The 24914-nt window shown below is 61.7% G+C and carries 21 protein-coding genes; 7 read left to right on the forward strand and 14 right to left on the reverse strand.

Going from position 1 to position 24914, the window contains the following annotated elements; genetic code table 11:
• Positions 1-2 precede the first annotated feature (2 nt).
• Positions 3-2405: a heavy metal translocating P-type ATPase gene (locus tag AMM41_RS15500; RefSeq protein WP_089960906.1), complete on the reverse strand. Its 2403-nt coding sequence runs from the start codon at positions 2403-2405 to the stop codon at positions 3-5.
• A gap of 107 nt (positions 2406-2512) precedes the next feature.
• On the opposite strand from AMM41_RS15500, the gene AMM41_RS15505 reads away from it, so the two are divergent.
• Complete coding sequence (locus tag AMM41_RS15505; protein WP_089960910.1) at positions 2513-2956, forward strand: universal stress protein; 444 nt, start codon at positions 2513-2515, stop codon at positions 2954-2956.
• 111 nt (positions 2957-3067) lie between these two features.
• Positions 3068-4378: an ABC transporter substrate-binding protein gene (locus AMM41_RS15510; protein WP_089960915.1), complete on the forward strand. Its 1311-nt coding sequence runs from the start codon at positions 3068-3070 to the stop codon at positions 4376-4378.
• Positions 4379-4453: 75 nt separating this feature from the next.
• On the opposite strand, the gene AMM41_RS15515 is transcribed toward AMM41_RS15510, so the two are convergent.
• From AMM41_RS15515 to AMM41_RS15560, 10 genes are all read right to left on the reverse strand, one after another.
• Positions 4454-6013 (reverse strand): malonate--CoA ligase, encoded by a 1560-nt coding sequence (locus AMM41_RS15515; protein ID WP_089960919.1) that lies wholly within the window; start codon positions 6011-6013, stop codon positions 4454-4456.
• Positions 6014-6088: 75 nt separating this feature from the next.
• Positions 6089-7084, reverse strand: coding sequence for a Bug family tripartite tricarboxylate transporter substrate binding protein (locus AMM41_RS15520; protein WP_089960923.1), 996 nt, complete (start codon positions 7082-7084; stop codon positions 6089-6091).
• A 186-nt stretch (positions 7085-7270) separates the two neighbouring features.
• A complete protein-coding gene (locus tag AMM41_RS15525) occupies positions 7271-7939 on the reverse strand; it encodes an HAD-IA family hydrolase (protein ID WP_089960927.1) in 669 nt (222 codons plus the stop codon).
• Positions 7932-9191 (reverse strand): Tm-1-like ATP-binding domain-containing protein, encoded by a 1260-nt coding sequence (locus AMM41_RS15530; RefSeq protein WP_089960930.1) that lies wholly within the window; start codon positions 9189-9191, stop codon positions 7932-7934. Before AMM41_RS15530 ends, AMM41_RS15525 begins: the two co-directional genes overlap by 8 nt.
• Complete coding sequence (locus tag AMM41_RS15535) at positions 9188-10552, reverse strand: aminotransferase class III-fold pyridoxal phosphate-dependent enzyme (RefSeq protein WP_089960934.1); 1365 nt, start codon at positions 10550-10552, stop codon at positions 9188-9190. Before AMM41_RS15535 ends, AMM41_RS15530 begins: the two co-directional genes overlap by 4 nt.
• Positions 10553-10569: 17 nt before the next feature.
• Entirely contained in the window at positions 10570-12054 is a 1485-nt protein-coding gene (locus AMM41_RS15540) for an aldehyde dehydrogenase (RefSeq protein WP_089960937.1), read from the reverse strand.
• A 42-nt stretch (positions 12055-12096) separates the two neighbouring features.
• Positions 12097-12411: a 2Fe-2S iron-sulfur cluster-binding protein gene (locus AMM41_RS15545; RefSeq protein ID WP_089960942.1), complete on the reverse strand. Its 315-nt coding sequence runs from the start codon at positions 12409-12411 to the stop codon at positions 12097-12099.
• Between the two features lie 18 nt (positions 12412-12429).
• Entirely contained in the window at positions 12430-13722 is a 1293-nt protein-coding gene (locus tag AMM41_RS15550; protein WP_089960946.1) for a type I glutamate--ammonia ligase, read from the reverse strand.
• Positions 13723-13734: 12 nt separating this feature from the next.
• On the reverse strand, positions 13735-15000 hold the full coding sequence (locus tag AMM41_RS15555; protein ID WP_089960950.1) for a cytochrome P450: 1266 nt from the start codon (positions 14998-15000) through the stop codon (positions 13735-13737).
• Positions 14997-15734, reverse strand: coding sequence for a type 1 glutamine amidotransferase (locus AMM41_RS15560; RefSeq protein WP_089960954.1), 738 nt, complete (start codon positions 15732-15734; stop codon positions 14997-14999). Before AMM41_RS15560 ends, AMM41_RS15555 begins: the two co-directional genes overlap by 4 nt.
• A 155-nt stretch (positions 15735-15889) precedes the next feature.
• On the opposite strand from AMM41_RS15560, the gene AMM41_RS15565 reads away from it, so the two are divergent.
• The 5 genes from AMM41_RS15565 (at position 15890) to AMM41_RS15585 (ending at position 21478) form a co-directional block, all read left to right on the forward strand.
• Positions 15890-16849, forward strand: coding sequence for a helix-turn-helix domain-containing protein (locus tag AMM41_RS15565; protein WP_194944821.1), 960 nt, complete (start codon positions 15890-15892; stop codon positions 16847-16849).
• A complete protein-coding gene (locus tag AMM41_RS15570; protein WP_089960961.1) occupies positions 16846-17721 on the forward strand; it encodes a DMT family transporter in 876 nt (291 codons plus the stop codon). Before AMM41_RS15565 ends, AMM41_RS15570 begins: the two co-directional genes overlap by 4 nt.
• Positions 17718-18788, forward strand: a complete 1071-nt coding sequence (locus AMM41_RS15575) for a M14 family metallopeptidase (protein ID WP_089960965.1) — start codon at positions 17718-17720, stop codon at positions 18786-18788. Before AMM41_RS15570 ends, AMM41_RS15575 begins: the two co-directional genes overlap by 4 nt.
• 146 nt (positions 18789-18934) lie before the next feature.
• Positions 18935-19912 carry a Bug family tripartite tricarboxylate transporter substrate binding protein gene (locus AMM41_RS15580; RefSeq protein ID WP_089960969.1) on the forward strand — a complete coding sequence of 326 codons (978 nt, stop codon included), beginning with the start codon at positions 18935-18937 and terminating at the stop codon, positions 19910-19912.
• 105 nt (positions 19913-20017) lie between these two features.
• The gene (locus tag AMM41_RS15585; RefSeq protein WP_089960972.1) at positions 20018-21478 is read left to right on the forward strand and encodes an amidase; all 1461 of its coding nucleotides are present in this window, start codon (positions 20018-20020) and stop codon (positions 21476-21478) included.
• 78 nt (positions 21479-21556) lie between these two features.
• Here the strand turns inward: AMM41_RS15585 and AMM41_RS15590 are convergent, their stop codons facing one another.
• From AMM41_RS15590 to lgt, 3 genes are all read right to left on the reverse strand, one after another.
• Positions 21557-22543, reverse strand: coding sequence for a Bug family tripartite tricarboxylate transporter substrate binding protein (locus AMM41_RS15590; protein WP_089960975.1), 987 nt, complete (start codon positions 22541-22543; stop codon positions 21557-21559).
• Between the two features lie 60 nt (positions 22544-22603).
• A complete protein-coding gene (locus tag AMM41_RS15595; RefSeq protein WP_089960980.1) occupies positions 22604-23986 on the reverse strand; it encodes an alpha/beta fold hydrolase in 1383 nt (460 codons plus the stop codon).
• An 86-nt stretch (positions 23987-24072) separates the two neighbouring features.
• Entirely contained in the window at positions 24073-24870 is a 798-nt protein-coding gene (gene lgt / locus AMM41_RS15600) for a prolipoprotein diacylglyceryl transferase (RefSeq protein ID WP_089960984.1), read from the reverse strand.
• Positions 24871-24914 lie beyond the last annotated feature (44 nt).

Consider the following 24914-nt stretch of genomic DNA (forward strand, 5'->3'; position numbering starts at 1 on the left):
TTTCAAGCAGGGTTGAGTTCAGGCGTGGCTCGAGGTGAAAGCTCGGCGAAAGCTTTCGACAAACGCAAGGCATTGAGCACCACCAGCAAAGAACTGAGCGCCATGCCTAAGCCGGCGGCCCAAGCGGGCAACCAGCCCATCAGGGCCAAGGGCACGCACGCGGCGTTGTAGACACCTGCCCAGACCAGGTTTTGTTTGACGATGCGCAAAGTCCTGCGACTGCGCTGGACGGTATCCACCAGGGCATCTAAGTGCCCCCCCATCAGAACGAAGTCGGACTTGGATTGGGCCAAGGGCACGGCCTGCCCCAAAGCGAATGACACATCGGCACCCGCGAGCACCGGCCCATCGTTCAGGCCATCGCCCACCATGGCCACTTTGTGCCCCTGGGACTGCATGGCCTGCAGCGCTTGCAATTTGTGCTGCGGGCTGCATCCCCCTTGTGCATCCGCGATGCCGACAGCCAGTGCCACTTGGGCCACGGCCGCCTGGCCGTCGCCCGACAATACTTTCAGGGACAAGCCCATGCGCTTCAATTGCTGGACCACGCTTACGGCTTCGGGGCGAACTTCTTCGGCCAGCTCAAACGTGGCCAGCCAACCCCTTGCATCGGCCAAGCTGACTTGCAGGTGGTGCCCCCCGAGCGCCGGGGCGGCACAAAAACGGGGTGAACCCAAACGCAAATCCAAAGGCTGAGCACCATCGAGCAGACGACCCTGAACGCCCTGCCCGGCCAACTCAGTGACCTCTTGCGCCGTCAGGGCCTCGAGCGCGGGCAACCGTTGCGCGACATCGGCTTGTCTGCGCGCCTCGGACCAGAGGGCACGAGACACCGGATGCAAAGAGTGGCGTGCCAAGCTGCCCGCCCAAGCCAACACCTGTGCCTCGGTCAAGCCCTCTCGGGTGTGCGTGTGCACCACCTGAAAAGCGTCGCGGGTCAACGTACCGGTTTTGTCAAAAATCACGGTATCAATGTGGGCCAGGTTTTGCAAAGCACTGAGCCTGCGCACCAACACACCACGGCGCGCCAGCGCCCCGGCCGTGGCCAGCATGGCGGCGGGCGTGGCCAGCGACAAAGCGCAAGGACAGGTCACGATCAACACCGCCACAGCCACCATCACGGCATGCGCGGGGTCACTGGGCCACCAGAAAATGGCTGAAGCCAGCGAAGCCAGCAGCACGGCCACCAAAAATGGCTTGGCCCAGCGGTCCACCAGCAAGGCCATGCTGGGCTTGGAGATTGAGGCGCTTTCCATCAAGGAAACAATTTGGGCGTAACGCGTGGCCGCACCGATTTGCTCAATTTGCACCTGCAGCGTGCCCGTCAAGTTATGGCTGCCTGCAATCACCCGATCGCCAACACGCCGCGCCAGCGGACGGGACTCGCCCGTCAACAAGGCCTCGTCCACCTGGGTCTGTCCAAGCAACACCAGGCCATCGCCCGCAAACGCTTCACCAGGCATGACCTCGATCACATCCCCCACTTGCAACCGGCGAATCGACAAAAGCACCCAGCTGCCATCGCTCTGGCGCTTGCGCACACTGTCAGGCAAGCGGTTGAGCACAGCCTCCAGCGCCCCGGCCGTGCGGTCACGCATGCGCTGCTCCAGCCAGCGACCCATCAACAAAAAGAAAACAAACATGGTGAACGAGTCAAAAAAGACCTCGGCCCCGAATGGCCCCTCGGGTTCAAAGGTGCCCAAAGTACTGACCGTAAAAGTGACCACCATGCCCAGCGCCACGGGCAAATCCATGCTGATCTGGCGCTGGCGCAGGTCACGCCAGGCGTTGCTCAGAAAAGGGGTGCATGAGAAAAAAATCACAGGCAATGACAACACCCAAGACGCCCAGCGCAACAAATACAGGGCTTCGTCCGAGATCTCGCCCGGCTGCGTGAGGTAGGTCGGGGTGGCGTACATCATGACTTGCATCATGCACATGGCCGCCACGGACAAGCGCCAAACCATGCGCCGAGCCTCCTTGCGGCGGCGTTCGTGAGCGTGCGCGTCGTTGGCAGGCAAGGCCTTGTAACCATGACTTTCAACCGAGCGCATCCATTCCGAAGGTCGCGTGTGCTCAGGGGACCAAACAATCTGCCCTCTGTGGCTGGCACCGCTGATTTGCACCGACTGCACGCCAGGCACAGCACGCAAGGCATCTTCCAGGGTGATGGCGCAAGCGGCACAGTGCATGCCCTCAAACACCACACTGGAACGCCAGCAACCCGATTCGGTCTTTTCCGGCAAACTGAATGCAGCCCACTCTTCGGGTTCATCAAGCAAATGCAAGCGCTGCTCAGGTGTTTGCCCCTGTGCACTTTCGACACCCTGCGTCTCGCGCGAATGGGCAAGGACGGCGGATGGATGGCGTGCGTCGGGAACGGAAGGAACATTGACTTGAGTCATGTTTCGAAGATACGACAGGCGACCCGAACAAAGCTTGATGTGCATCAAGCGAGCTCACTTAGAGCTCTTCTAAGCTCAGGTTTTATCCATCTGAACAGGAGCAACTCATGTACAAACGCATTCTTGTGGCCACGGACGGCTCAACCTTGTCCAAAAAAGCCGTGGCCAGCGCCATTGAACTGGCCGCCACCTGCAACGCAGAACTGGTCGCCCTCAAGGTGGTGCCACGCTACCCTCAGGCCTACTTTGAAGGCAGCATTCCCTTGTCTGCAGAGGAAATTTCTCGTGTGGAAGCACAGTGGGCTGAGTCGGCAAAAGCCCAATTGGCAGCCGTCGAAAAGTCAGCCAAATCCAAATCTGTGCTCATCAAAGTGATCGCTGTCAAATCAGACGTGGTCTCAGACGCCATCATTGCCTCTGCCAAAAAACACAAAGCCGACTTGATCGTGATGGCCTCACACGGCCGCAAAGGCATCAAACGCTTGTTGCTGGGCAGCGAGACCCAACAGGTGCTGACGCACTCGCATATTCCTGTGCTGGTGTTGCGCTGAAAAGTTCCAGGCGACAGGACCGCCTGGCACATTCATCGCGTCGATCATGTTTTGAATCGACAGTACATTAAATTTAAATAAAATGAATTCATTTTTATGGTGACATGATTCATGAATTCATTTCGCAGTACTCATGGGCTCATTGTTAAAGAGAGTCATTGTGTTGGCCGCACGCTGATCGCATGCGGCTTGCTGTGGGCCAGCCTGTATGGCATCAACACCGCCCAGGCCCAAGAGTTAACCATCGAAAGTTGGCGCAAGGATGACCAGATTTTTTGGGACAAGGTCCTGATTCCAGCTTTCCAGCGACAGCACCCGGGCATCCAATTGAAGTTCAAGCCCGAAGAACCCCTGGCCTACGATTCTCGACTCGAGGCCAGGTTGTCGACTCGGCGGGCGGGGGATTTGATTTTTTGCCGCCCTTTTGATGCCAGCGTGCGCATACAAGCCAAAGGTTATTTGGTCCCCCTCAAAGAAGAGGCACTCAAAAACTTCAATCCCCAAGCCAGAAGGGCCTGGACCACCGACGACGGTGCCACCACCTACTGCATGCCCGTTGCTTATGTCATGCATGGGCTGTTTTACAACAAGAAAATCTTGCGAGACCTGAAATTGCAAGCCCCGACCACTTGGGAGCAGCTCTACCAATTGCTGAGCCAAGTGGCAGACCACAAGACGGTGACGCCTTTGGCCTTGGGCACGGCGGACATGTGGGAGTCCACCCAAGTGGTCTTCACCGGCCTGGGTCCCAACTTCTGGGAAGGCGAAAAAGCACGTTTTGGGCTGATGGAGGGGACGGTCAAATTCACCGACCCTGGTTTCATCAGGGCCTGGAAAATGATGGCCCAACTCAAACCCTACATGCATCCCGCACAAAACAGCATGTCCAACAGCGACATTCAGTTGCTGTTTGCCACGGGCAATGCAGCGGTCTATCCATCAGGGTCTTGGGACATCGACTTTTTGCGCAGTACCAGCTTTGCTTACAAAAAACCCATCGATCTGGGCGTTTTCAAGCCGCCCGTCGAACACCCGGGGCAATCCTGTCACATTTCGGTCCACCCAGATTTCGGCATCGGGGTGAACAAAAACAGCCCCCATCAAGCCGCAGCCCAAAAATTCATGGCCTGGTTGGGTACAGCAGATTTTGCGCAGTTGCTCACCGACACCCTGACAGGCTACTTTCCACTGGCAGACCACCCCATCAAGATCGATGACCCACTGGGCAAAGAAATGCAAAGCTGGCGACAAACATGCCAAGACACCATTCGTCTGAACGCCCAAAAAATCAACCGCGTCTGGCCCTCTATGGAAGAGGAACTTTGGCACGTCAATGTCAAAGTACTCAACCAGGAAATGAGCCCAGAACAAGCGGCCCAGCACATTCAGGGTGTGCATGAAAAAAATGCCTACCTGAAGTGAGGCACTGAGCCGAATGACCGCTTGGCCGGGTCATTCGCTTTGAGAAAGACCCGACCTGATCCATGGCAGTTCAAATCAAAACAAAGCTTTGTATTGATCGCGCAGCAGGTTTTTCTGGACCTTGCCCATGGTGTTGCGTGGCAATTCGGCCACCACAAAACAACGCTTGGGGATCTTGAAGTTGGCCAGTTTGGCCTTGAGCTCGGCCAAAATGGCTTCAGGCTTCACGTCAGCCCCGGATTTGGCAATGACCACCGCCACGCCCACTTCGCCAAAATCGGGATGGGACACACCGATGACGGCACTTTCGGCCACACCGGGCATCTCGTTGATGTAACCCTCGATCTCGGCCGGGTACACGTTGTAGCCGCCGCTGATGATGAGGTCCTTGCTGCGGCCCACAATGGTCACATAGCCGCGTTCGTCCACTTTGCCCACATCGCCTGTTTTGAAGAAGCCGTCGGTGGTGAACTCTTCGGCTGTTTTCTCAGGCATGCGCCAGTAGCCCTTGAACACATTGGGACCTTGCACCTGAATGCCCCCGATCTCACCCACGGGCATGTCTAGGCCATCGTCGCCACGCACGCGCAAGGACACGCCCGGCAAAGGAAAGCCCACCGTGCCACCGCGCCGCTCAGACTGCTCGGCATAACGCTGGTCAGCCGCATAGGGGTTGGAGGTCAGCATGGCGGTCTCGCTCATGCCATAGCGCTCCAAGATGGTGTGGCCCGTGCGCTGCTGCCATTCGGTGAAGGTCTCGATCAACAAAGGCGCAGAGCCCGCGATGAACAAGCGCATCTGGCTGACCGCCGCCTTGTCGAGGGTGGGCTCGGCCAGCATGCGCACATACAGCGTGGGCACGCCCATGAACACGGTCGCCTCTTTCATGCGGGCAATCACGCGCTTGGGGTCAAACTTGGCCATCCAGATCATCTTGCTGCCGTTGATCAGGGCGCCATGGATGGCCACAAACAAGCCGTGCACATGGAAGATGGGCAAGGCGTGGATGAGCACATCCCCCTGGCCTGCAGGCCCACCGGTTGCAGTCCAGCCCCAGTAATCCTTGAGCGTGAGTGCATTGCTCAGCAAATTGCCATGGGTGAGCATGGCCCCCTTGCTGCGGCCGGTGGTGCCGCTGGTGTAAAGGATGGCGGCCAGGTCATCGGCCAGTCGCGGTACGGGGGTGTGCTGGTCGCTGTGCTGAGCTGCACGGTCGAGCAAGCTGCCGGTGCGGTCGTCATTCAAGGTGAACACATGCTGGGTGCCTGCCTTGAACGCGATCTTGCTCACCCAGCCAAAATTGGCCCCACTGCACACCACCACAGCCGGCTCGGCGTTGCCAATGAAGTATTCGATCTCGGCGCTTTGGTAGGCGGTGTTGAGTGGCAAAAACACGCAGCCTGCGCGCAAGCAAGCCAGATAAAGCACCATGGCTTCGACCGATTTTTCGACCTGCACGGCCACCCGACTGCCCTCGGGTAAATCCAGCGATTGCAGCAAATTGGCCACCATGGCCGTGGCGCGGTCCAGGTCATGCCAGCTGTAGCGCAGGCCTTCATCGGTTTCGACCGCCACAGCAGTCATGTCGGCCGGAAAAGCAGCCCGCAGGGCCGAAAACAGGTTGTTGTGGGTCATGGTTTCAAAATTGCAAGGTGAAAAAAGACATGAAAAAGGGCCCGATCAGAGCCCGTTGAACACCCAGTGCCGCACTCAGTCGAGCTTGGCCCCCGAGGCCTTGACCACCTGCGACCACTTGGCCAACTCTTTTTTGATGAACGCATCGAACTGGCCGCCCGTGAGGTTGGGGAACTCCGCGCCCTGGTTAGCCCAGACGGCTTTGGCCTCGTCGGTCTGGCAGGCGCGGCGAAACTCCTCGATGGCACGGGCCTGAGCGTCCGCAGGTGTGCCCTTGGGGGCCCACACGCCATACCAAGTGGACACGGTGTAATCGGGCAAACCCAGCTCGGCCGAGCAAGGCACATCCGGGAATGCCGCATTGCGCTTGGCCCCCGACACCATGAGGGCCTTGATGCGGCCGCCCTTGATGTGCGCCGCCGACGAACCCAAGCCGTCAAACATCATGTCCACGTTGCCCGCGATCAGGTCTTGCAAGGCTGGGCCAGCGCCCCGGTAAGGGATGTGGGTGATGAAGGTCTTGGTCTGCAATTTGAACAACTCACCCGCCAAGTGGTGCGAGGTGCCACCACCTGCAGAGCCATAGTTCAAGCGGGCCGGGTTCTTTTTCACAAAGTCAAGGAAATCCTTGAAGTCGGCCGCCTGAACTTTCTTGGGGTTGACCACCAGCACTTGGGGCACGCTGGCCACCTGGATCAGGGGGATCAGGTCACGCTCCAAGTCGTAGTCCAGTCGCGGGTACATGCTGGGCGCGATGGTGTGGTGCACGGCACCCATGAAATAGTTGTAGCCATCGGGCGTGGCCTTGGCCGCGATGCCCGCCCCCAGCGTGCCACCGGCCCCCCCACGGTTGTCAATGATCAGCTGCTTGCCCGTGAGCTTGGCGAACGCGGCCGACATGGGCCGGGCAAACGCGTCCGTTCCGCCGCCCGCAGGAAAGGGCACGACCATGTTCACAGGCTTGCTGGGCCAACTGCTTTGAGCCTGGGCCCACAGCGGCAGGGAGCCCGTGACGGCAGCCATGGCCTTCAAAAAGTCGCGGCGCTGGCCCCATGGGTTCAAATCGTTCATGTTGTGTCTCCTGGTTTTGTTCGGAAACGGCATCATAAAGTTTTTGCAAACACGGGCGCGGGCCGGGGTGTCACCTCCGATCCCTGTGCCACCAGCCCACTTCCTTGTCAAGTCGCACAGTGAATGCCCAGATCATGCCCTGCTTTGCCCTTGGCATCACCCTTGACCGACGGCCCAAACAGCGCATCACAAGACCGCCAGCATCTGCAAGGCGGTGGCAAAACCAGCAGCCGGTTGGCAAACATCCAGATGCACCACGGGCAGGCCGCAGCGCTGTGCCCCCAACACGTTGCGCAACTGGTCGTCCACAAACACCGCATGCTTGGCCTGCACGCCCAAGGCCTGCAAACAAGCCTGGTAAGCGCGTGGATCGGGTTTGAGGATCTGGGTGTAAGTGGCGTCCACAATCACGTCAAACTGCTGGAGCAAGGGCAAACGCTCGCGAAAATCAGCACCATAAAACAGATCCAGTTCATTGGACAAAATGCCCAGCTTGTAACCCTGCGCCTTGGCTTGGTGGATGGCCGCCACCGCTTCGGGCCGGATCACGGCCTGCACATCCGCCCCCCGGGCGCGCTGAACAAAGGTCTGCATCTCGGTCCAGTCCTCACCCAACAGACGCCCCACTTCTTGCGTGCGCTGCAGCCAATACGCGCGCTCGCTGATGCGGTCGGCCTGCATGTCCTGCCAAAGCGGGTCCGCCTCGGGGGCAAACGGGCCTTGCCAGGTCAGCGTGCCCGCAGGCAGACCCAAAGCCGCCTCACTCAGCGCGTGGGTTTCAAACAAGGTGCGGCTGATGACGCCGCCGAAGTCCAAGATCAGGGCTTTGTCTTCGGGTTTCACTGCATCAGACATGGTCAGCTTTCTTGCCCACAGCAGGCAACACCAGCCCTTGGGCCAGCCAATCGTCAAACACCGCCAGCACCTGCTGCACAAAGCCCGCATCGTTGATGTGCGCGTCGATGCGCGAGACTTCGGCAGCACCCCAATCGCATTGGCCACATTCATCCATCAAAGCCGCCAAACCCTCGGCATCATGCAGCGGCGCGCCGGGCCGGTCCCACTCTTCGATGCCTTGCAAGGGCAGCACCAAGTGCACCGGGCCTTGAGCCTGCCGCAGGCGACTCGCCAGCTCCCGGGCGAATTCGCGGCGCATGTCGGCGTCGATGCCCACCGAAGCGATCAATCGGTTGTGGTCGTGCGAAGGCCGCCCGTCAAAACGCTCGGGCATCTGGCCCCAAGCGGGGTAATCCACCAGATCGGTGGCTCCCGGAGCGACGATCATCGGCACGCCTTTGCTGCCTGCGCCCATCAAACGGTCAGGCCCCGCGCTCACCACCGAGCCGCCCATCTGGTTGACCATCTCCTGCAGGCTGAAGTCCATCACGCAGGCGAACTGGCCTTGTGCGGCCAGCGATTCAAACGCCCTGCCCCCCATGCCGGTGGTGTGAAACACGGCCAAATCAAAGCCGCGCTTGTCCAGCTCAGGCTGCAGCTGCACCATGTATTTCAGGCAGCTCGAGCCCAAAGACGTCATACCGACCACGGGCCGCTCGAAACGCGGCACGCGTGCCACGCGGCAGGCCCCCACCACCGCGCCTGCGGCTTGGGCCAGCGCCGACTGGCACAGGCTGTTGAGCCCATACAGGCCGCCCGCCCAGAGCACCATCATCAAATCGGGCGGCATGCGCTCGGGTGGCAAGAGCGGCGAAAACGCCACCGTGGACAGCACCACCTTGGGCACGCCCAGCGGCAAACTGCTGGCGACATCGAGCGCCAGGTCGGTGCCCATGGTGCCGCCCAGCACCAGAAGGCCATCCATGCGGCCTTCGCGCTGCAGTTGGGCAGCCAAGCGACTTGCGCCCAGGGCCATCAGGGCCATGGCACTGTTTTCATCGCCGCTGTCCATCACCTGCTGAAGCGTCACGCCCGCAGCCGCAGCCACGTCGGTGTTGGCGATGTCCGGGACCACTTGCCCTTTGGCCAGCACCCCCACGTCCATGATCAACGCCTGGCCGCCTGCGGCGAGCACCTGCTCGCGCATGAAGCCAATCTCGTCGCTCTTGGTGTCGACGGTGCCGACAATCAGAATGACCGGGCTCTTCATGCGCGGCCCTCCTGCACGGCGGCAAAGGCGGCTTCGAGCACGTCGCACATGAAGTCGACTTCCTTAAGGGTGATGACCAGCGGCGGCGACAGGATCAGGTTGGGGCCGGAGATGCGCACCATCAGGCCCGCTTTGTAGGCCGCCTTGGCCACCCGCGCCGGGATGTCGCTGCTGCGGGTCATCGGCGTGCGTTTGGCCTTGTCGCTCACCATCTCGATGCCCAGCATCAGGCCCACACCACGCACATCGCCCACAAAGCTGCTGGTGTCCACCAACTTGCGCAGGCGGGTCTGCAGGTGCGCACCCACACGGGCGGCATTGCCGGTAATGTCCAGCGCCTCGATCTGGTCAAGTGTGGCCAGCGCCGCCGCCGCTGCCACCGGGTGCGCGCTGTAGGTGTAGCCGTGCGAGACCGAAGCCGTGCCCGTGGTGTCGGCGTCAAACACGTCGGCAATGCGGCGGTTGATGGCCGTGGCCCCGAGGGGGACGTAGCCCGAAGAAATGCCCTTGGCCAGGCACCACATGTCGGCATTCACCCCCCAAAGGCGGGTGCCAAACATCTCGCCGCTGCGGCCAAAGCCGGTCACCACCTCGTCGGCGATCAAGAGCACGCCGTACTTGTCGCAAATCTGGCGCACCAGCGGCCAGTAGTTGGGTGGCGGCACGATCACACCACCCGCGCCCTGCACCGGCTCGGCAATGAAAGCGGCCACCGTGTCCGGCCCCTGAAAGACGATCTCGCGCTCCAGCAACTCGGCGCAGATTTCACCCAGTCGGATCGGGTCATCGGTGTAAGGGTTGTGGTAGGCCCAAGGCGTGTCGATGTGGAAGCACCCGGGCAGCAGCGGCTCATAGGCGCGGCGGAAGTTGGTGTTGCCGTTCACGCTCATGCCGCCAAAGTGCACACCGTGGTAGCCCTGGCGCAGGCTGATGAACTTGAAGCGGTCGGCCTGACCCTTGAGCTTCCAGTACTGGCGGGCCACCTTCAATGCGCCCTCCACCGCGTCCGAGCCACCGTTGGAAAACATCACGGTGGCCACGTCTTCGGGCTGCATCATTTGCACCAGACGTTTGGACAGCTCGATGGCGCGCACATGGGTGGTGCCGCGGAACACGTTGTAAAAGGGCAGCTCGTCCATCTGCGCCACGATGGCGTCGCGCACCGGCTTGTTGCTGTGGCCCAGGTTGCAGGCCCACAGACCGCCCACACCATCCAGCATCTTGTGCCCGTCCACGTCCCAGATCCAGCAGCCCTCGCCTTTGGCAATGATGTCGGGGGTGGACTTTTTCATCGCGCCCGGGTGGGCCATGGGGTGCCACAGGTATTGGGCGTTGTCGGCCTTGAGTTGCTCGTGGTTCATGTCGCGTACTTTCAAAATCAAAGCTGAATCCAGGCCGTTTTCAGGTCCAGGTATTTGTCCATGGCATGCATCGACTTGTCGTGCCCATTGCCCGACTGCCGCACCCCGCCCAGCGGCACGGTGATGTCGGGGCCGCCATAGGTGTTGACGTGCACCAGCCCTGCCTTGATGGCGCGGACCATGCGGTGGGCGCGCGAGAGGCTGCCCGTCCACACCCCTGCGGCCAGGCCGTATTCGGTGCCATTGGCCAGGCGCACCGCCTCGGCCTCGTCGTCAAACGGCATCACGGCCAGCACCGGGCCAAAGACTTCCTGCCGGGCAATCTCCATCTCGGGCTGAACGCTATCCAGCACGGCGGGGCTCATGTATTGGCCACCGGGCACAGGCGCAATCACCTGACCACCCGTGCGCAGACGCGCGCCCTGCTCTAAAGCACGGGCCAGCATGCTCTGGTTGCGGGCCAGTTGGCGGGCGCTGCTCACGGCACCAATGTCCATCGTCACATCCAGCGGGTCACCCACGCGCAGGCTGGAAGCGATGTTTTGCAAGCGATCCACGAATTCGTCATGCACCGAGTGCTGAACCAAGAGGCGCGAGCCCGCCACGCACACCTGACCGCTGTTGCGGAAGATGCCCATCGCCGAGACTTTGGCCGCCTGCGCCAAATCGGTTGCATCGTCAAAAACGATGTTGGGCGACTTGCCGCCCAGCTCCAGGTAAACCCGTTTCAGGTTGGACTCGGCCGAGGACTTGAGCAACATGCGCCCCACCAGGCCGGAGCCGGTGAAAGTCAGAATGTCCACATCCATGTGCCGCGCCAGCGCCTCGCCCGTCTCTGCGCCGGTGCCCGTGACGACATTCAAGACACCCGCAGGCAAGCCCGCGTCCTGGCACAGCTGCGCTAGGCGAAGCAAAGACAGCGAGGCGTCTTCAGAAGGTTTGAGCACCACCGAGTTGCCTGCTGCAAGCGCTGGGGCGATCTTCCAGGCACCGATCATCAGCGGAAAGTTCCAGGGCACGATGGCTCCGACCACGCCGACCGCCTCCTTGTGGATCAAGCCCAGCGTGCCTTCTGGCGTGGGCGCGATTTCGCCATTGATCTTGTCCACACACTCGGCGTAATAACGGAAGGTGCCCGCCGCGCTGCCCGGCTCGGCCTTCCAGGCCATCGCAATCTCGGTGCCGTTGTCACGCACACCCAGCACCGCCAGCTCGGCGTGGTGCGCCTCGATGCGGTCGGCGATGCGGTGCAGAATTTTCTTGCGCTCGGCAGGCGCCATGCGCGACCACACGCCCTGCTCAAAGCTGCGGCGGGCCGCTTGCACAGCGCGGTCGACATCCACAGCCCCGGCCGCCGCGATGGAGCACAGCGTCTGCCCGTCGATGGGCGAGACCACGGGCAAGGTCTGGCCAGATCCTGCGGGCTGCCACTGGCCGTCGATCAGCAGGCCTTGGTGGGCAATCGGCAGGTGACGCAGCGCGTCGATGTGTTCTTGTTTCATGATCTCTCCCTACGTTCAATGGATCAGTGGTCCGAAAAATTTTCAGTCAGGCACATGCAACACGATGCCATTCAGCGCAGCGGAGGCGACCAGCTGGCAGCTCAAGCGGCTGCCGCTTTGGCGGGGCGCGATGACGATGTCGAGCATGGCGTTTTCGACCTCATCCATCGGCGGGCAAGCAGCCAGCCAGGCTTCGTCGACGTAGACGTGGCAAGTGGCGCAAGACAGGCAGCCACCACATTCGCCCGCCACGCCGGGGATGCCGTTCATCTGCGCGGCGTCCATCAGGTTGGTGCCGTCGTTCACGTCGTCGCTCACGCGGTCGCCGTTGCTCATGATCCAGTGCACTTGGGGCATGGGGTGGGTTCTTTCAGATCAAATGAATCGGATGTAGTGATCGCGCAGCGCGTCGCCTTCGAGGCCTGCGGTGCGCTCGATCTCGTGGCGCTTGATGCCCACATGGTTGGCCACCAGGCCTTCGCCCAGCGCTTGCGTGAGCGCCGTGTCGGCTTCGAGCGCATCCAAGGCACCCGCCAAGGTGCCCGGCACACTGTGGGTGGCGTCCTTGTTTTCCAGGCAATCGCCGGTTTCGGCGGGCTGCAGTGGGTAGGCGTTGGCCACGCCCAAACGGGCGGCCTGCAGCACGGCGGCGGTGTGGGTGTAGGGGTTGGCGGCAGCGTCGCCCATGCGGTGCTCAATGCGTGCGCCCGGACCGCTTTCAGCCGAAAGCCGCACCGTGACGCCCCGGTGGTCCACGGCCCAGTTTTGCCAAAAGCCGGACAGGCTGGCCGGTTGCAGGCGCTGGTAGGAGTTGGCGCTGGGGGCCAGCAGGCCCGCCAGGGCCTGGTGGTGGTGCATCAGCCCGGCGGTGCAGCCCAGCGTCAATGCATTGAACTGGCTGGCGTCGTGGCCGCCCGATATCGCGTTGTGGCCCTGGCCGTCGCGCAGGCTGAAGTTGATGTGCACCCCGCTGCCCCCCACCGTGAGGATAGGCTTGGGCATGAAGGTCAAAACGATGCCGTGCTGGAAAGCGACTTCACGCGCCAAGAGGCGGAACAAAAAGATGTCGTCCACCGCCTTGACGGCGCGGTCATAGGTGAGCGTGAACTCGAACTGCGGCGCGTCGTATTCGGTGTTCATGCTGTCGATGCGAAAGCCCGCGGCCGTGGCTTTTTCCCACAGGGCATCGGTGAAGCCCCTCGGGTCGGAGAATGGACCGGTTGAATACACATGGGCCGCAGGGGTGTCGTAGGGTTTGAGCGAGCCGTCGGGCTCAATCTGGAAGGCAAAAGCTTCGAGCTCAATGCCCACCATCGGGTCGTAGCCCATGGCCTGCCAGTCGGCCACGGCGCGCTTTAAAGCACTGCGTCCGCACATGGGCAGGGGCGCGCCGTCGTTGGCTTTGAGGTCGCCAATGGCCACTTGGGTGAACGGCTGCCAGCCCGGGCGGATGTCTTCGGCGGTGTAGGCCGCTTCCATGTCGGGCAGGCCTTCCATGACCATGGCGCCGGGGGCCGGGATCAGCTCTTTTTCATACGTCACGCCAAAGGTGCCGCGGCAAAAACGGGCACCGCCGCCCTGACCGGGTTGGAGTGTGACGTATTTGCCTCGCGCAATGGCCAGGTGGTCGCAAAACAGCACCCGCAGGCGTTCTTGAACATTCGACATGGTGTTTTCCCTTCAGATGAGGTGCATGCGCACCGGCAGGCGTTTGATGCCACAGACAAAATTCGAACGCAAAAAGGCGTGTTCGCCTGTTTGCTCAATGCGGTCGACCCGTTGGATCAGCTCTTGCAACAAGACCCGCAGCTCCAGCCGCGCCAGCCACATGCCCAGACAGGCATGCGCCCCACCCTGCCCGAATGACAGGTGTCGGTTCACACCCCGACTCAGATCGACCGTGAACGGCCGGTCAAAAGCCCGCTCGTCACGGTTGCCTGAGATGAACCACAAGAGCACCTTGTCGCCCGCCTTGACCTGTTTGCCGTGGTATTCGAAGTCCTCGGTGGCGGTGCGGCGGAAATGCGTGGCGGGTGATGCCCAGCGGATGAATTCGTCGGCCACGCCTTCCCAGGCGGCTTCGCCCTGCACCGACTTGAGTTGCTGCATCAGTCCCGGCTGGTTGGCCAGCGCGTGCAAAGCGGCGGCAATCGAGTAGCGCGTGGTGTCGTTGCCCGCCGCCACCAGCAGGCAAAAGAAATTGCGGAACTCGGTGTCGCTGATGACATTGCCTTGCGCATCGGGCTGGGTGATCTGGTGCAGCACGCCGCTGGTGTCACCCGCTGCGCGTTTGCGCTCCATCATCTGGGCCGCGTAATCGAACAAGTCAGCCCCGGCAGGCGAGCGAAACGGCATGAAGCGGTAGGCCTCGGTGTCCATTTTGTCGACCACATGGCTGGTGAAGTCGCTGTCGGTGTTGGCCATGAGCGCGTCGCCCTTGTCCACCAGCCAGTCCAGGTCTTCTTCGGGCAAGCCCGCGATGCGCCCCAGCATGCGCATGGGCAGCTGGCGGGCGATCTGGTGCGTGGCGTCAAACTCGCCCAGCGCCAGCGCTTGGTCGAGGATGCCCACACAGAGCTCGCGGATCTGGTCTTCGTACAGCGCCATCATGGGCTTGGAGAAGGCTTTGGCCACCAGCATGCGGGTGCGGGTGTGTTCGGGCGGGTCGGTCTCCTGGAAGGTGCGCCGCGCCATGTACTCCTCGTGCGACTGGTCTTCCATGCGGATGCCTTGGGCAGAACTCAAGCGCTGGTGGTTGCGGTTGAGCTCCAGAATGTCGGCATGCCGCGTGACCGACCAAAAGCCCTTGCCTTCGGACCAATCGCACCAGGCCATCGGGTCCTCGTCGCGCAGTCGCTGGAAAGTGTTGTGCGGCGTGCCGTTCACATAGCTGTCGTGGTCCGCCAAGTCGGCGTGGCCATCGTCGGTGGGGTGCCAGACGGTCATGGGCGGGTGTTCCTTGCGTGTTCAATGAATTGCGCCATCCACTGGCCAAACAGCGGCACATCGGCGGACTGCTGCAGGCTGGCGTGGGCGCGGGCCATGGTGTTCGTGTCGAGCTTGTCGGCCAGGTAGCCCAGCAGCGCCTGCATGAACACCTGCGGCATTTCGGGGTGGTACTGGGTGGTCCAGATGTGCTGGCCGATCTGCATCGAGCCGATGGGGCAAAAATCGCTGCCACCCAGGCATTCGGCCCCCTCGGGCATGCGGGTGACCTGTTCGTTGTGGGCGGCCATCAAGGTAGTGGTGCTGTGAAAGGGCTGCATCCAGGGGCGTTCAACCTGCCAGTGCGTTGGGGCGGTGCCCAAGCCCCAACCCGCCGCGTTGCGCGCCACCTGCCCGCCCAGCGCCCGGGCCACCGCCTGGTGGCCAAAGCACAGGCCGATCAGCGGTTGGCGTGCGGCATGCACGGCACGGATGAAATCCAGCAACGACCCCACCCAGGGCAGGCGGTCGTCGTTGACCGAGGCCGGGCTGCCGGTGATGACATAACCGTCAAAAGCCTCAGGGCCGCTCGGAAACATGCCGTCCTTCACCGAAACCACTTCAAAAGACCAGTCAGGCCGCAGGGGCTGCAGCAACTGGACGACCTTTTGTCCGTCGTTCGGAAAATGCGCGGCAAACGCCGAGGTGTCGTTGTTGGTCAGCAAAACGGCGATATGCAAGTTCGGCAGGGTCATCAGGTGTCTTTCATGCTGACAGCCATGCTATGCACAAGGCGCTCATCGCGCTATCAAGTTTGGGCATCACACACCCCGGGTTTTCACGAAAAAGCCTGCCCAAGCGAAACAGGCACACTCAGGTCCATGCCCCAGCTGACTGTTTTGACTTTTTGATGACCTCTCCCACCCCCGATTCGCCCTGGGTCCAAGTGCTCGACACCCAGGACATGGACCAGCACGCCTTGGCCCAGCAAGGCTGGGCGCTGCAGTACGAACAACTCTCGCCCGGCCAGTTCAAGGGGCGTATCCACCAGGTGCAACTGCCCGAGGTGACGCTGCTGCGCGAAGACACCAGCATCGCGCTGCGACAGCGGGGACAGCTGCATGAGAGCGTGTACGGATTTGCCATGGCGCTGCAGGACTCCCCCGACCTGTTTTTCAACGGCCAACGGGTGCCCGCCCACGCCATCATGTGTGGCAAGGGCGACGAGGTCGACCTGACCACCCCGCCCCACTTCACTCTGATCGCGGTGGTGGTGGAGCGCAGCCTGCTCAACCCGCTGTGGGAGCGCATGTACCAAAAACCCCTGGCGCATTGGCTCGAAAAGCAGCTGGTGCTGCAAACCACCGACATCAAAGCCCAAAACCTGCGCGACATGCAGCTCACCGTCCTGGACCAGGCCAGCGCGCTGGCCCACCGCCAGCACGACCCGCAAGCCCTGCGCCAGCTGCGCGACGAGATCCTGATGGAATGGCTCGAAGCCTTGCCTGCGAAGGTCGACACCTCGGAGTTGCCCACCCTGGAGCGGAGAAAAAAACTGGTGGACCGCGCCTGCGAGCTGATGCTGGGCCACGCCGACGAGCCCCTGTCCATCCTCGAGGTCTGCAGCCGCTTGGGCACCAGCCGCCGCAAGCTCAATTACTGCTTTCAGGATGTGCTGGGCACCACGCCCATCAAATACCTGCGCTCGCTGCGCCTGAACAGCGTGCGCCGCGCCCTGCGCCAGGCCGCCCCAGGCGTCACCATCCAGGACATCGCCTCGCACTGGGGCTTTTGGCACCTGAGCCAATTCGCCCAGGACTACCGTCGCCTGTTTGGCGAGCTGCCCTCCGACACCCTGCACAAGCGATGAGCACCGCCCGCCAAACCCAGCTCACCGCCATCCTGACCATGGTCGCGGCCATGGCCTGCCTGTCGACGCAAGACACCTTCAGCAAAAAACTGATGCTCAGCGTGGCGCCCGTCATCATCATCTGGACGCGCTACGCCCTGCAGACCGCACTGGTCAGCGCCACGATCTGGCGCAGACAATCGCCCGAACTGTGGCGCACACGGCAGTGGCGTCTGCAGTGGCTGCGCGGCGCGCTGGTCGTGGGGGGCAGCGTGTTGGGTTATGGCGCTTTGCAGCGCATGCCCGTGGCCGAGTTCACCGCCATTTATTGCCTGGTGCCGCTGGCCGTGACCTTGGTCGCCCGCTTTGTGATGAAAGAAAGCGTGCCCTGGCTGCGCTGGCTTTGTGTGGCGGGCGGCATGACAGGAGCCCTGCTGGTGGTGCGTCCAGGGGGCCATGTGGACCCGACGGGTGCCTGCCTGGCACTGCTGGGGGTGGTCTGCTACACCGGCTTTCAAACCCTGACAGGGTACTTGGCGCGGCAGGACTCGCCGCTGACCATCCAGCTGTGCACCAGCGCGCTGGGCTTGGCGCTCATGTCGGCCGTGGTGCCGTTTTTCTGGCCTGCCCAGATGCCTTGGCCCGACTTGGCCCTGCTGGGTTTCGTAGCACTGGCGGGCTCTTACGGGCAGTACTTCACGGTGCTGGCATTTTCCAAAGCGCCCGCCTCGGTTTTGTCGCCTTACCTGTACACGGCCATCGGGTTTTCTGCCCTGGGCGGCTGGTGGATGTTTGACCACCTGCCTGACGCCCTGGCCCTGTGCGGCATGGGGATGATCGCGGGCTTTGGCCTGGCCGCAGGCTGGCTCAACCAACACAAGGCCACACCATGAGCACACCGCTTTTCAGCCCCAGCTACCGGGAGGCCCGCGCTCGATTTGTGCTGGCCGCGCAAGCCTGCAACGCACAGTTGCACATCAACGCCATGTCACTGCCAGGTGCAAATGGCGAGCAACTCGCCATGGATGTGGCCGTGCACGGCCCGGCCGATGCCGCACAAGTGCTGATGACCACCAGCGCAGTGCACGGCATCGAGGGGTTTTGCGGCTCGGCCATCCAGACGGGCTTGCTGCAAAACCTGACGCTGCCGCCTGGAGTGGCCGTGGTGCATGTGCACGCAGTCAACCCGCATGGGTTTTCACATGCACGCCGGGTGAACGAAGACAACGTCGACCTCAACCGCAACTTCATTGACTTTTCTCAGCCCCTGCCGGTCAACGCCGACTACGCGCAGGTTCATGAACTGCTGCTGCCCACCCACTGGCCGCCCAGCCCAGAGGCCAGCGCTGCTTTGCAGGCTCAGGCCGATGCCTGGGGCGAGCGCCGCATGCAGCGTGCCATCACCAGTGGGCAATACCAGTTTGACCTGGGCGTCTGGTTTGGGGGCTTGGCCCCCACTTGGAGCCACCGCACGTTCAGGCAGGTGCTGCAAAAGCACCTCAGGCAAGCGCGCCAGATCGCCTGGATCGACCTGCACACGGGCTTGGGGCCGCACGGCCATGGCGAGCGCATTTTTGCTTGCACCGACAACGGCCAGTCCCTGCAACGCGCCCGCCAGTGGTGGGGGCCAGACATCACTTCTGTAGATACGGGCACGTCCCAAAGCGTCCCGCTCTCGGGCCCGATCCAGATGGCCATTTATGAAGAGTGCCCGCAAGCGCAGTACACCGGCATTTGCTTGGAGTTCGGCACCTTGCCCCTGGCACAGATGATCCAGGCCATGCGGGCCGATCACTGGCTGGCCCTGCATCCTGAAGCCCCGTCCGAGCAGCAACGCGCCATCCGTGCCGACATGCTCCAGGCCTTCAACCCGCCCTCGCCCGCTTGGCAAGAACAGGTCTGGCAGCAGGGATTACTTGCGGCACAGCAGGCCATCCAGGGCTTGGTTACAACAGACTGAACCGGGTCACCCTCCGCTTTTTCGGGAAAACCCCGCCCAGGGTTTGCAAGTTTTCGATAGCTTGAAACCCGTATCTTGTTCAGACTTTGGTTCTGCTCCGGGGTGTCAAGCGCCCCACTCCAAAAAGACACACAAGGACGACACCCATGATTTCACGCCGAACGATTTCCAGCCTGCTCGCAGGCCTGCTGGGCATCTTGATGGTGCTCAGCGCCTCTGCACAAAGCTTTCCCAACAAGATGGTCACTTTCATGGTTCCCTATCCGGCAGGGGGGGCCTCTGATGCTGTGGCCCGCATGGTTCAGATCGAGTACGAAAAAAGCCTGGGCCAAAAAATCATGGTCGAAAACCTCGGTGGCGTGAGCGGCGCTCTGGGCATTCAAAAGGTTCTGGCTGCACCGGCCGATGGCTACTATCAAATTCTGGGCACGCCCATGGAGTTGGTCATGGCCCCCCTGGCGCTTTCGGCGGTGAAGTTCAAGCCCGAAGAACTTCGCCTGGCCAGCCTGATGGGCCGCACATCCATTGGTCTGGCGATCCGCAAGGACATCCCGGCCAACAACATCGATGAATTTCTGGCTTGGGCCAAAGGCAAACAGGTCAGCTATGCCAGCGTGGGCCAAGGCTCGCTGTACCACATCATGGGCGAGCAATTCAAAGCGCAAAGCAAACTCGACATGCTGCACGTGCCCTACAAAGCAGCTGTGCAAATCTTCACCGACCTGGGTGGCGGCGCGGTGGACATGAGCTTTACCCCTCTGGCAGGACCGGCCCCGGGCATGATCAAGGAAGGCCGCTTCAAGTTGATCGGCGTGTCCTCGCCCCAGCCTCACACGCTTTTCCCCAACGTGGCGCCGATCAGCGCCCACAAAACCTTCCCGGGTTTCAACTTTGACATCTGGATCGGTCTGCAAGTTCCCAAAGGCACGCCCGAGGCCGCCGTTCAGAAAATCAACCAGGCCATGAACGAAGCCATCAAGAGCGAGGCTTATGTCAAAGGCATGTCCACCACGGGCAGCCAGATACCTGCGCCCATGAGCATGGCCGAGCTGGACAAGTTTTACTATGGCGAAGTGGAACGCTACCGCGCCTTGTTCAAGGCCGCCAAGGTCGAACCGCAGTGAAACACTGAGTGCGCAGCGCACCCGTGCTGACGCTCGCGCCACCCGGGACATGCTCACCCCTCGTGACATGCCCGGGTTTTTTCATTCCAGCCTAACTTGTTCAGCATGACCGATTTCACTTACAGCACCGCCACCGAAATGATGGCCCGCCTGCGCGCAGGCGAAGTGACCAGCAGCCAATTACTCGCACAGCACATCGCCCGCGTCGAGCAGCGCGATGGCCCGATCAACGCCGTGGTGGTGCGCACCTTTGAGGCCGCCCGCGAACGCGCCGCCCAAGCCGACGCGGCGCGTGCCCATGGCGAAGACTGGGGGCTGCTGCACGGCCTGCCCATGACCGTCAAAGAGTCGTTTGACCTGCCGGGCACGCCCACCTGCTGGGGCTTTCCTCAGTACAAAGACAACATCGCACAACAACCAGCCGTGGCCGTGCAGCGCTTGCTGAACGCCGGGGCGGTGGTGTTTGGCAAGACCAATGTGCCGGTGGCTTTGGGCGATTGGCAATCGTTCAACCCGGTCTATGGCACGACCCATAACCCCTGGGACCTGAGTCGCACGCCGGGCGGATCGTCGGGCGGGGCCAGCGCGGCGCTGGCCGCAGGCATGACGCCGCTGGAGCTGGGCAGCGACATTGGTGCCTCCATCCGCAACCCGGCGCATTACTGCGGCGTTTATGGCCACAAACCCACCTGGGGTGTGGTGCCCATGGAGGGCCACCAATTGCCCGGTGTGCGCTGCATTGACAGCCTGGACATTGCCGTGGCAGGGCCGCTGGCGCGCAGCGCCCAGGACCTGCAACTGGCCATGCAGGTGCTGACCACCCCCTTGCAACAGTTTGGCCCCATGGGTTGGACGCCCGCCCAATGGCGGCAGACCGACAAAGCCCCCTGGCAATGCCGCGTGGCCATCGTCTACGACGACCCCGAGGCTCGGGTGGACCAGAGCATCCAAGACCGGCTGCACGCGTTGGCCGACTTTTTACGGTCGCAAGGCGTGACCGTGCTGGACGACCACCGCCCGGTGGACAGCGCGCAGTCGCACCGTGTGTACTCCTACCTGCTGCGCTCGGCCACTGGCGCCTGGCTGGACGACGCGACCTTTGCCCGCTTTCAGGCGCTGGGCCAGCAAGCCGACCCGGCACTGGACACCATGCGCGAGCGCGTCTGGCGCGGCAGCACCCTGACGCACCGCGACTGGGTCGAATTTGACCAGCAACGCGCCGTGCTGCGGACTCAGTGGCAAAGCTACTTCGAGACTGTGGACCTGCTCATCACGCCAGTGGCCACCTCGCCCGCCTTTTTGCACAACCAGCAAGGCGAACGTTGGGAGCGCATGCTGCAGGTCAACGGCCAGAACCAGCCGCACACCGACAGTCTGTTCTGGGCGGGCTATCCCGGCTTGGTGGGCCTGCCCGCCACCGCCATCCCGATCGGTCAAAGCCCGGACGGCTTACCCGTTGGCGCGCAAATCATCGGCAACAGTTTGGCCGACCCGCTGTGCCTGAACATGGCCCGCTGGCTCGAAACCGAGTGGTGCGGCTTTGTGCAGCCACCGCACCTGGCTTGAACCCCCCAAATCACACCGTGCCCCTGACTGGCCACCCACTGGATGGTCTGAGCAAGGTCACAGCACAAGGTCGCAAGGTCAATCCACCGTGATTTTTTCATCCTTCACGATTTTGGCCATGGCCGGAATTTCTGACTTGATCCATTGGCCAAACTGCTCAGGTGACATGTTCGAGGGCTCGGCCCCCAATGTGACCAAGCGCTCTTTGATGTCGGGCATGGCGGCGATCTTTTGGACCTCTGCATTGAGCTTGTCCACAATCGCTTTGGGCGTTCCAGCGGGTGCCAAAAGACCCTGAAAACTGCCGGTCAAGAAACCCGGCAGGCTCTCACTGATGGCGGGTACATCGGGCAACTGGCCATTGCGCTTGGTGCTGGACACCGCAATGAGTTTGATTTTTCCGGCTTTGACATGTGGGTAGGTGGCCACCATGCCATTGAACATCACATCCACCTGGCCACCGATCAGATCGGTGATGGCCTGTGCCCCACCTTTGTAAGGCACATAACCCCACTCGATACCCTGCCGCTGGGCAAACATGACACCGGCCAGGTGCGTGGCGCTGCCCATGCCCGCCGCCGCTGCGTAATTGAGTTTGCCCTTTTGTGCTTTGGCGTATGCCACCAATTCAGCGGGTGTGTTGGCGGGCACCTTGGTGCTGACGGCCAACAGGTGGGGTGAATAGGCCACCATGCCGACGGGAGCGAAGTCATTGAGCACATTGAACGGCAATTTGTACAAAGCCGGGCTGATGACCAGGTTGCCCACATCCATGAGCACCAAGGTGTGACCGTCGGGGGCCGACTTGGCGACCCAATCAGCGCCCAAATTGCCGTTGGAGCCCGGTTTGTTGTCCACCACCACGGGCTGACCCCAAGACTCGGTCAGCTTTTGGCCGACCAAACGGGCCAGCACATCGGATGTGCCGCCTGCCGGAAAAGGCACCACGATCCGGATCGGTTTGCTGGGGTAAACGGTCGGGCCAGAGGCGGATGTCTGGGCCTGCGCCTGCAAACCCGCTAACACGGCGATGACGCCAAAGGCCAGTGAAAAGCTTTTTTTCATGGTGCATGTCTCCTGTGGTTGTAATTTGGCTGAAAACGAACTTGCAAGCGCCGGGGCACTTCAATAGGTCAACTCCAGCACTGTGGTGCGACCCTCGGCCATGGGCCAGGTCAAGCCGACCAGGCGCTCACCGTTGAATTCTGCGGCCACAGTTCGCTGGGTTTTGTCATCCAGCCGCAGTTTGGAACTGGCCACACCCGCTCCCGGGGGCACCCCCGGCAAGCTCGTTTTGCCGTCCAGGCGCATGCTGTCACGCGGCGGGTCAAAGTAGCCACGGGGCCGCACAAAACTGACCAATGCAGAAGCCGACCGGTCGGCCTCGGCCACGCGCTCGGGCTTCATGTGAACGATGCCGCTCGAGCGCGGGAATGGGCTGCGGTAAATGTGTGTCGTGGCATAGCCCTTGGCCGTGATGACAAACTCATAGGTTGCTTGTGATGTGCCTTTGAAAGGCCCCCAAAGCCCGTCTACTCCCACCGTTTTTTGATGAACCGCAGCGCCTTTGCGCTGCCCTGTCACGGGGTCAATTTCATAAACCTCTAGGCCTGCACCAGCCAGTGGCAAATTGTTCACAAAGTTGCCACTCTGCGCGTCTTGTGGATTCAAGCCCAGACCCACCACTTTGCCGTTCAAAAGCACCGAAGCCTCGGTTTGGATGCCCAAAGCAGGCGTGCGACCCGTGATGAAACGGTAAGTGGCTTCAAAAGCCGCTGCCGAATAAGACGTTTCGCGGTGGTCAATGCGGGGGATCACCACGTTGGTCGCCCCTTTGAGCTCCGGGCCGGCAAAAGTCACGTTGGTCGCTTTGCCTTTCATGCCAATCCACAGGCCATCGGGCTGCGCAAACTTGTCGTTGTTGTCCGAACGGATGGTCATCCATTTGGCTAGGCCACAGACCTCGTCGCCCTGTGCATTTTTGGGCGCATTGAGCTGACTCAGAAAGGGTCCAGTGCCGGAAAATTCATTGGCTTCGTTGACGCCGGGAATAGCCTGAACACCGTGATTGGGTGTGCCGCCCAGCACCGCATGGCTGACGAGGTTTTGCCCCCCACCATTGCAGATGAAGTTGCGAATCGCATTGCCACCCCGCGAGTTGCCGACCAACACCACCTGCGCGGCACCGGTTCGCTTCAAGACCGCTTGCACTTCTTCGCGCAAAAAGGCCATGTGCTCGGCGGTGGAGGTGCGGCCCGCTTGGGGCCTGTTGTCGGCGTCTCGCGCCAGGGGATAGGGCACATCGATGGCATGCAGGCGTTCGCGCGGCCAGCCGTTGGATTCAAAGCGCCACATCGTGCTTTGCCACAGGGCGGCCGTGTCCCCATTGCCGTGGACAAACACCACGGGCGGTTTGTCAGCCCCCGCAGTGCGCAAGGTACCCGAGCAGGCCCCCAGCAACAGCGTGGACAAAGCAGCAAGCCAAAGGTTTCTGCGCAGCAAATTCATGGGACCCGTCCTTCCATGTCAAAAGTGCTTCATGGTGAAGGATTCCGTTCACGGGTGCTGACCCGAAGGTGTCAGCCCTCACCCTTTCAATTGGGTTTTCGGGCTGAGAAGGCCCACAAAGCCACGCCGCCCAACATCATCGGCACACACAACCACTGCCCCATGCTCATGCCCAGACTCAAAAGGCCCAGATGCGCATCGGGTTCGCGGAAAAATTCGGCCACAAAGCGGAAAAAACCGTAGCCAAGCAAAAAGGCTGCCGACACTTGGCCGGTGGGACGGTCTTTGCGGGCAAACCACCACAGCAACACAAACAACAGCAAGCCTTCCAGGGCAATTTGGTAGAGCTGCGAGGGGTGGCGCGGCAAATCGCCCGCCCCCCGGAACACCATGCCCCAAGGCAGCGAGGGGTCGGCCACTCGGCCCCAAAGCTCGCCATTGAGGAAATTGCCCACCCGACCAGCGGCAAGTCCCGTGGGCACACACGGCGCGACAAAATCCATGACCTGCAAAAACGACCGCTGTCGGCTGCGTGCAAACCACACCATGGCCAAGATCACGCCCAGCAAGCCCCCATGAAAACTCATGCCACCTTGCCAGACAGCCAGGATTTCCAGGGGATTCGACAGGTAATAAGCGGGTTTGTAAAACAGGCAATAACCCACGCGCCCGCCCAAAATGACACCGAGCACGCCCAAAAACAGGATGTCTTCCACATCGCGTTTTTGCCATTGCGGCAGGTGTTTGAAGGGCGCATGGCCCAGACGACGCTCGCCCAACCAGAAAAACAGGCCAAAGGCGGCCAAATAGGTCAGGCCATACCAATGGATGGCCAAGGGGCCCAATTGCAGGGCGACGGGGTCAATTTGAGGATGGATCAGCATTCCCGGATTGTGCACCGGAGATGCCTCGCACTCGACACCAAGAC

Origin of the sequence: Limnohabitans sp. 2KL-3, from assembly GCF_001269405.1 — a bacterium.
GTDB lineage: Bacteria > Pseudomonadota > Gammaproteobacteria > Burkholderiales > Burkholderiaceae_C > Limnohabitans_A.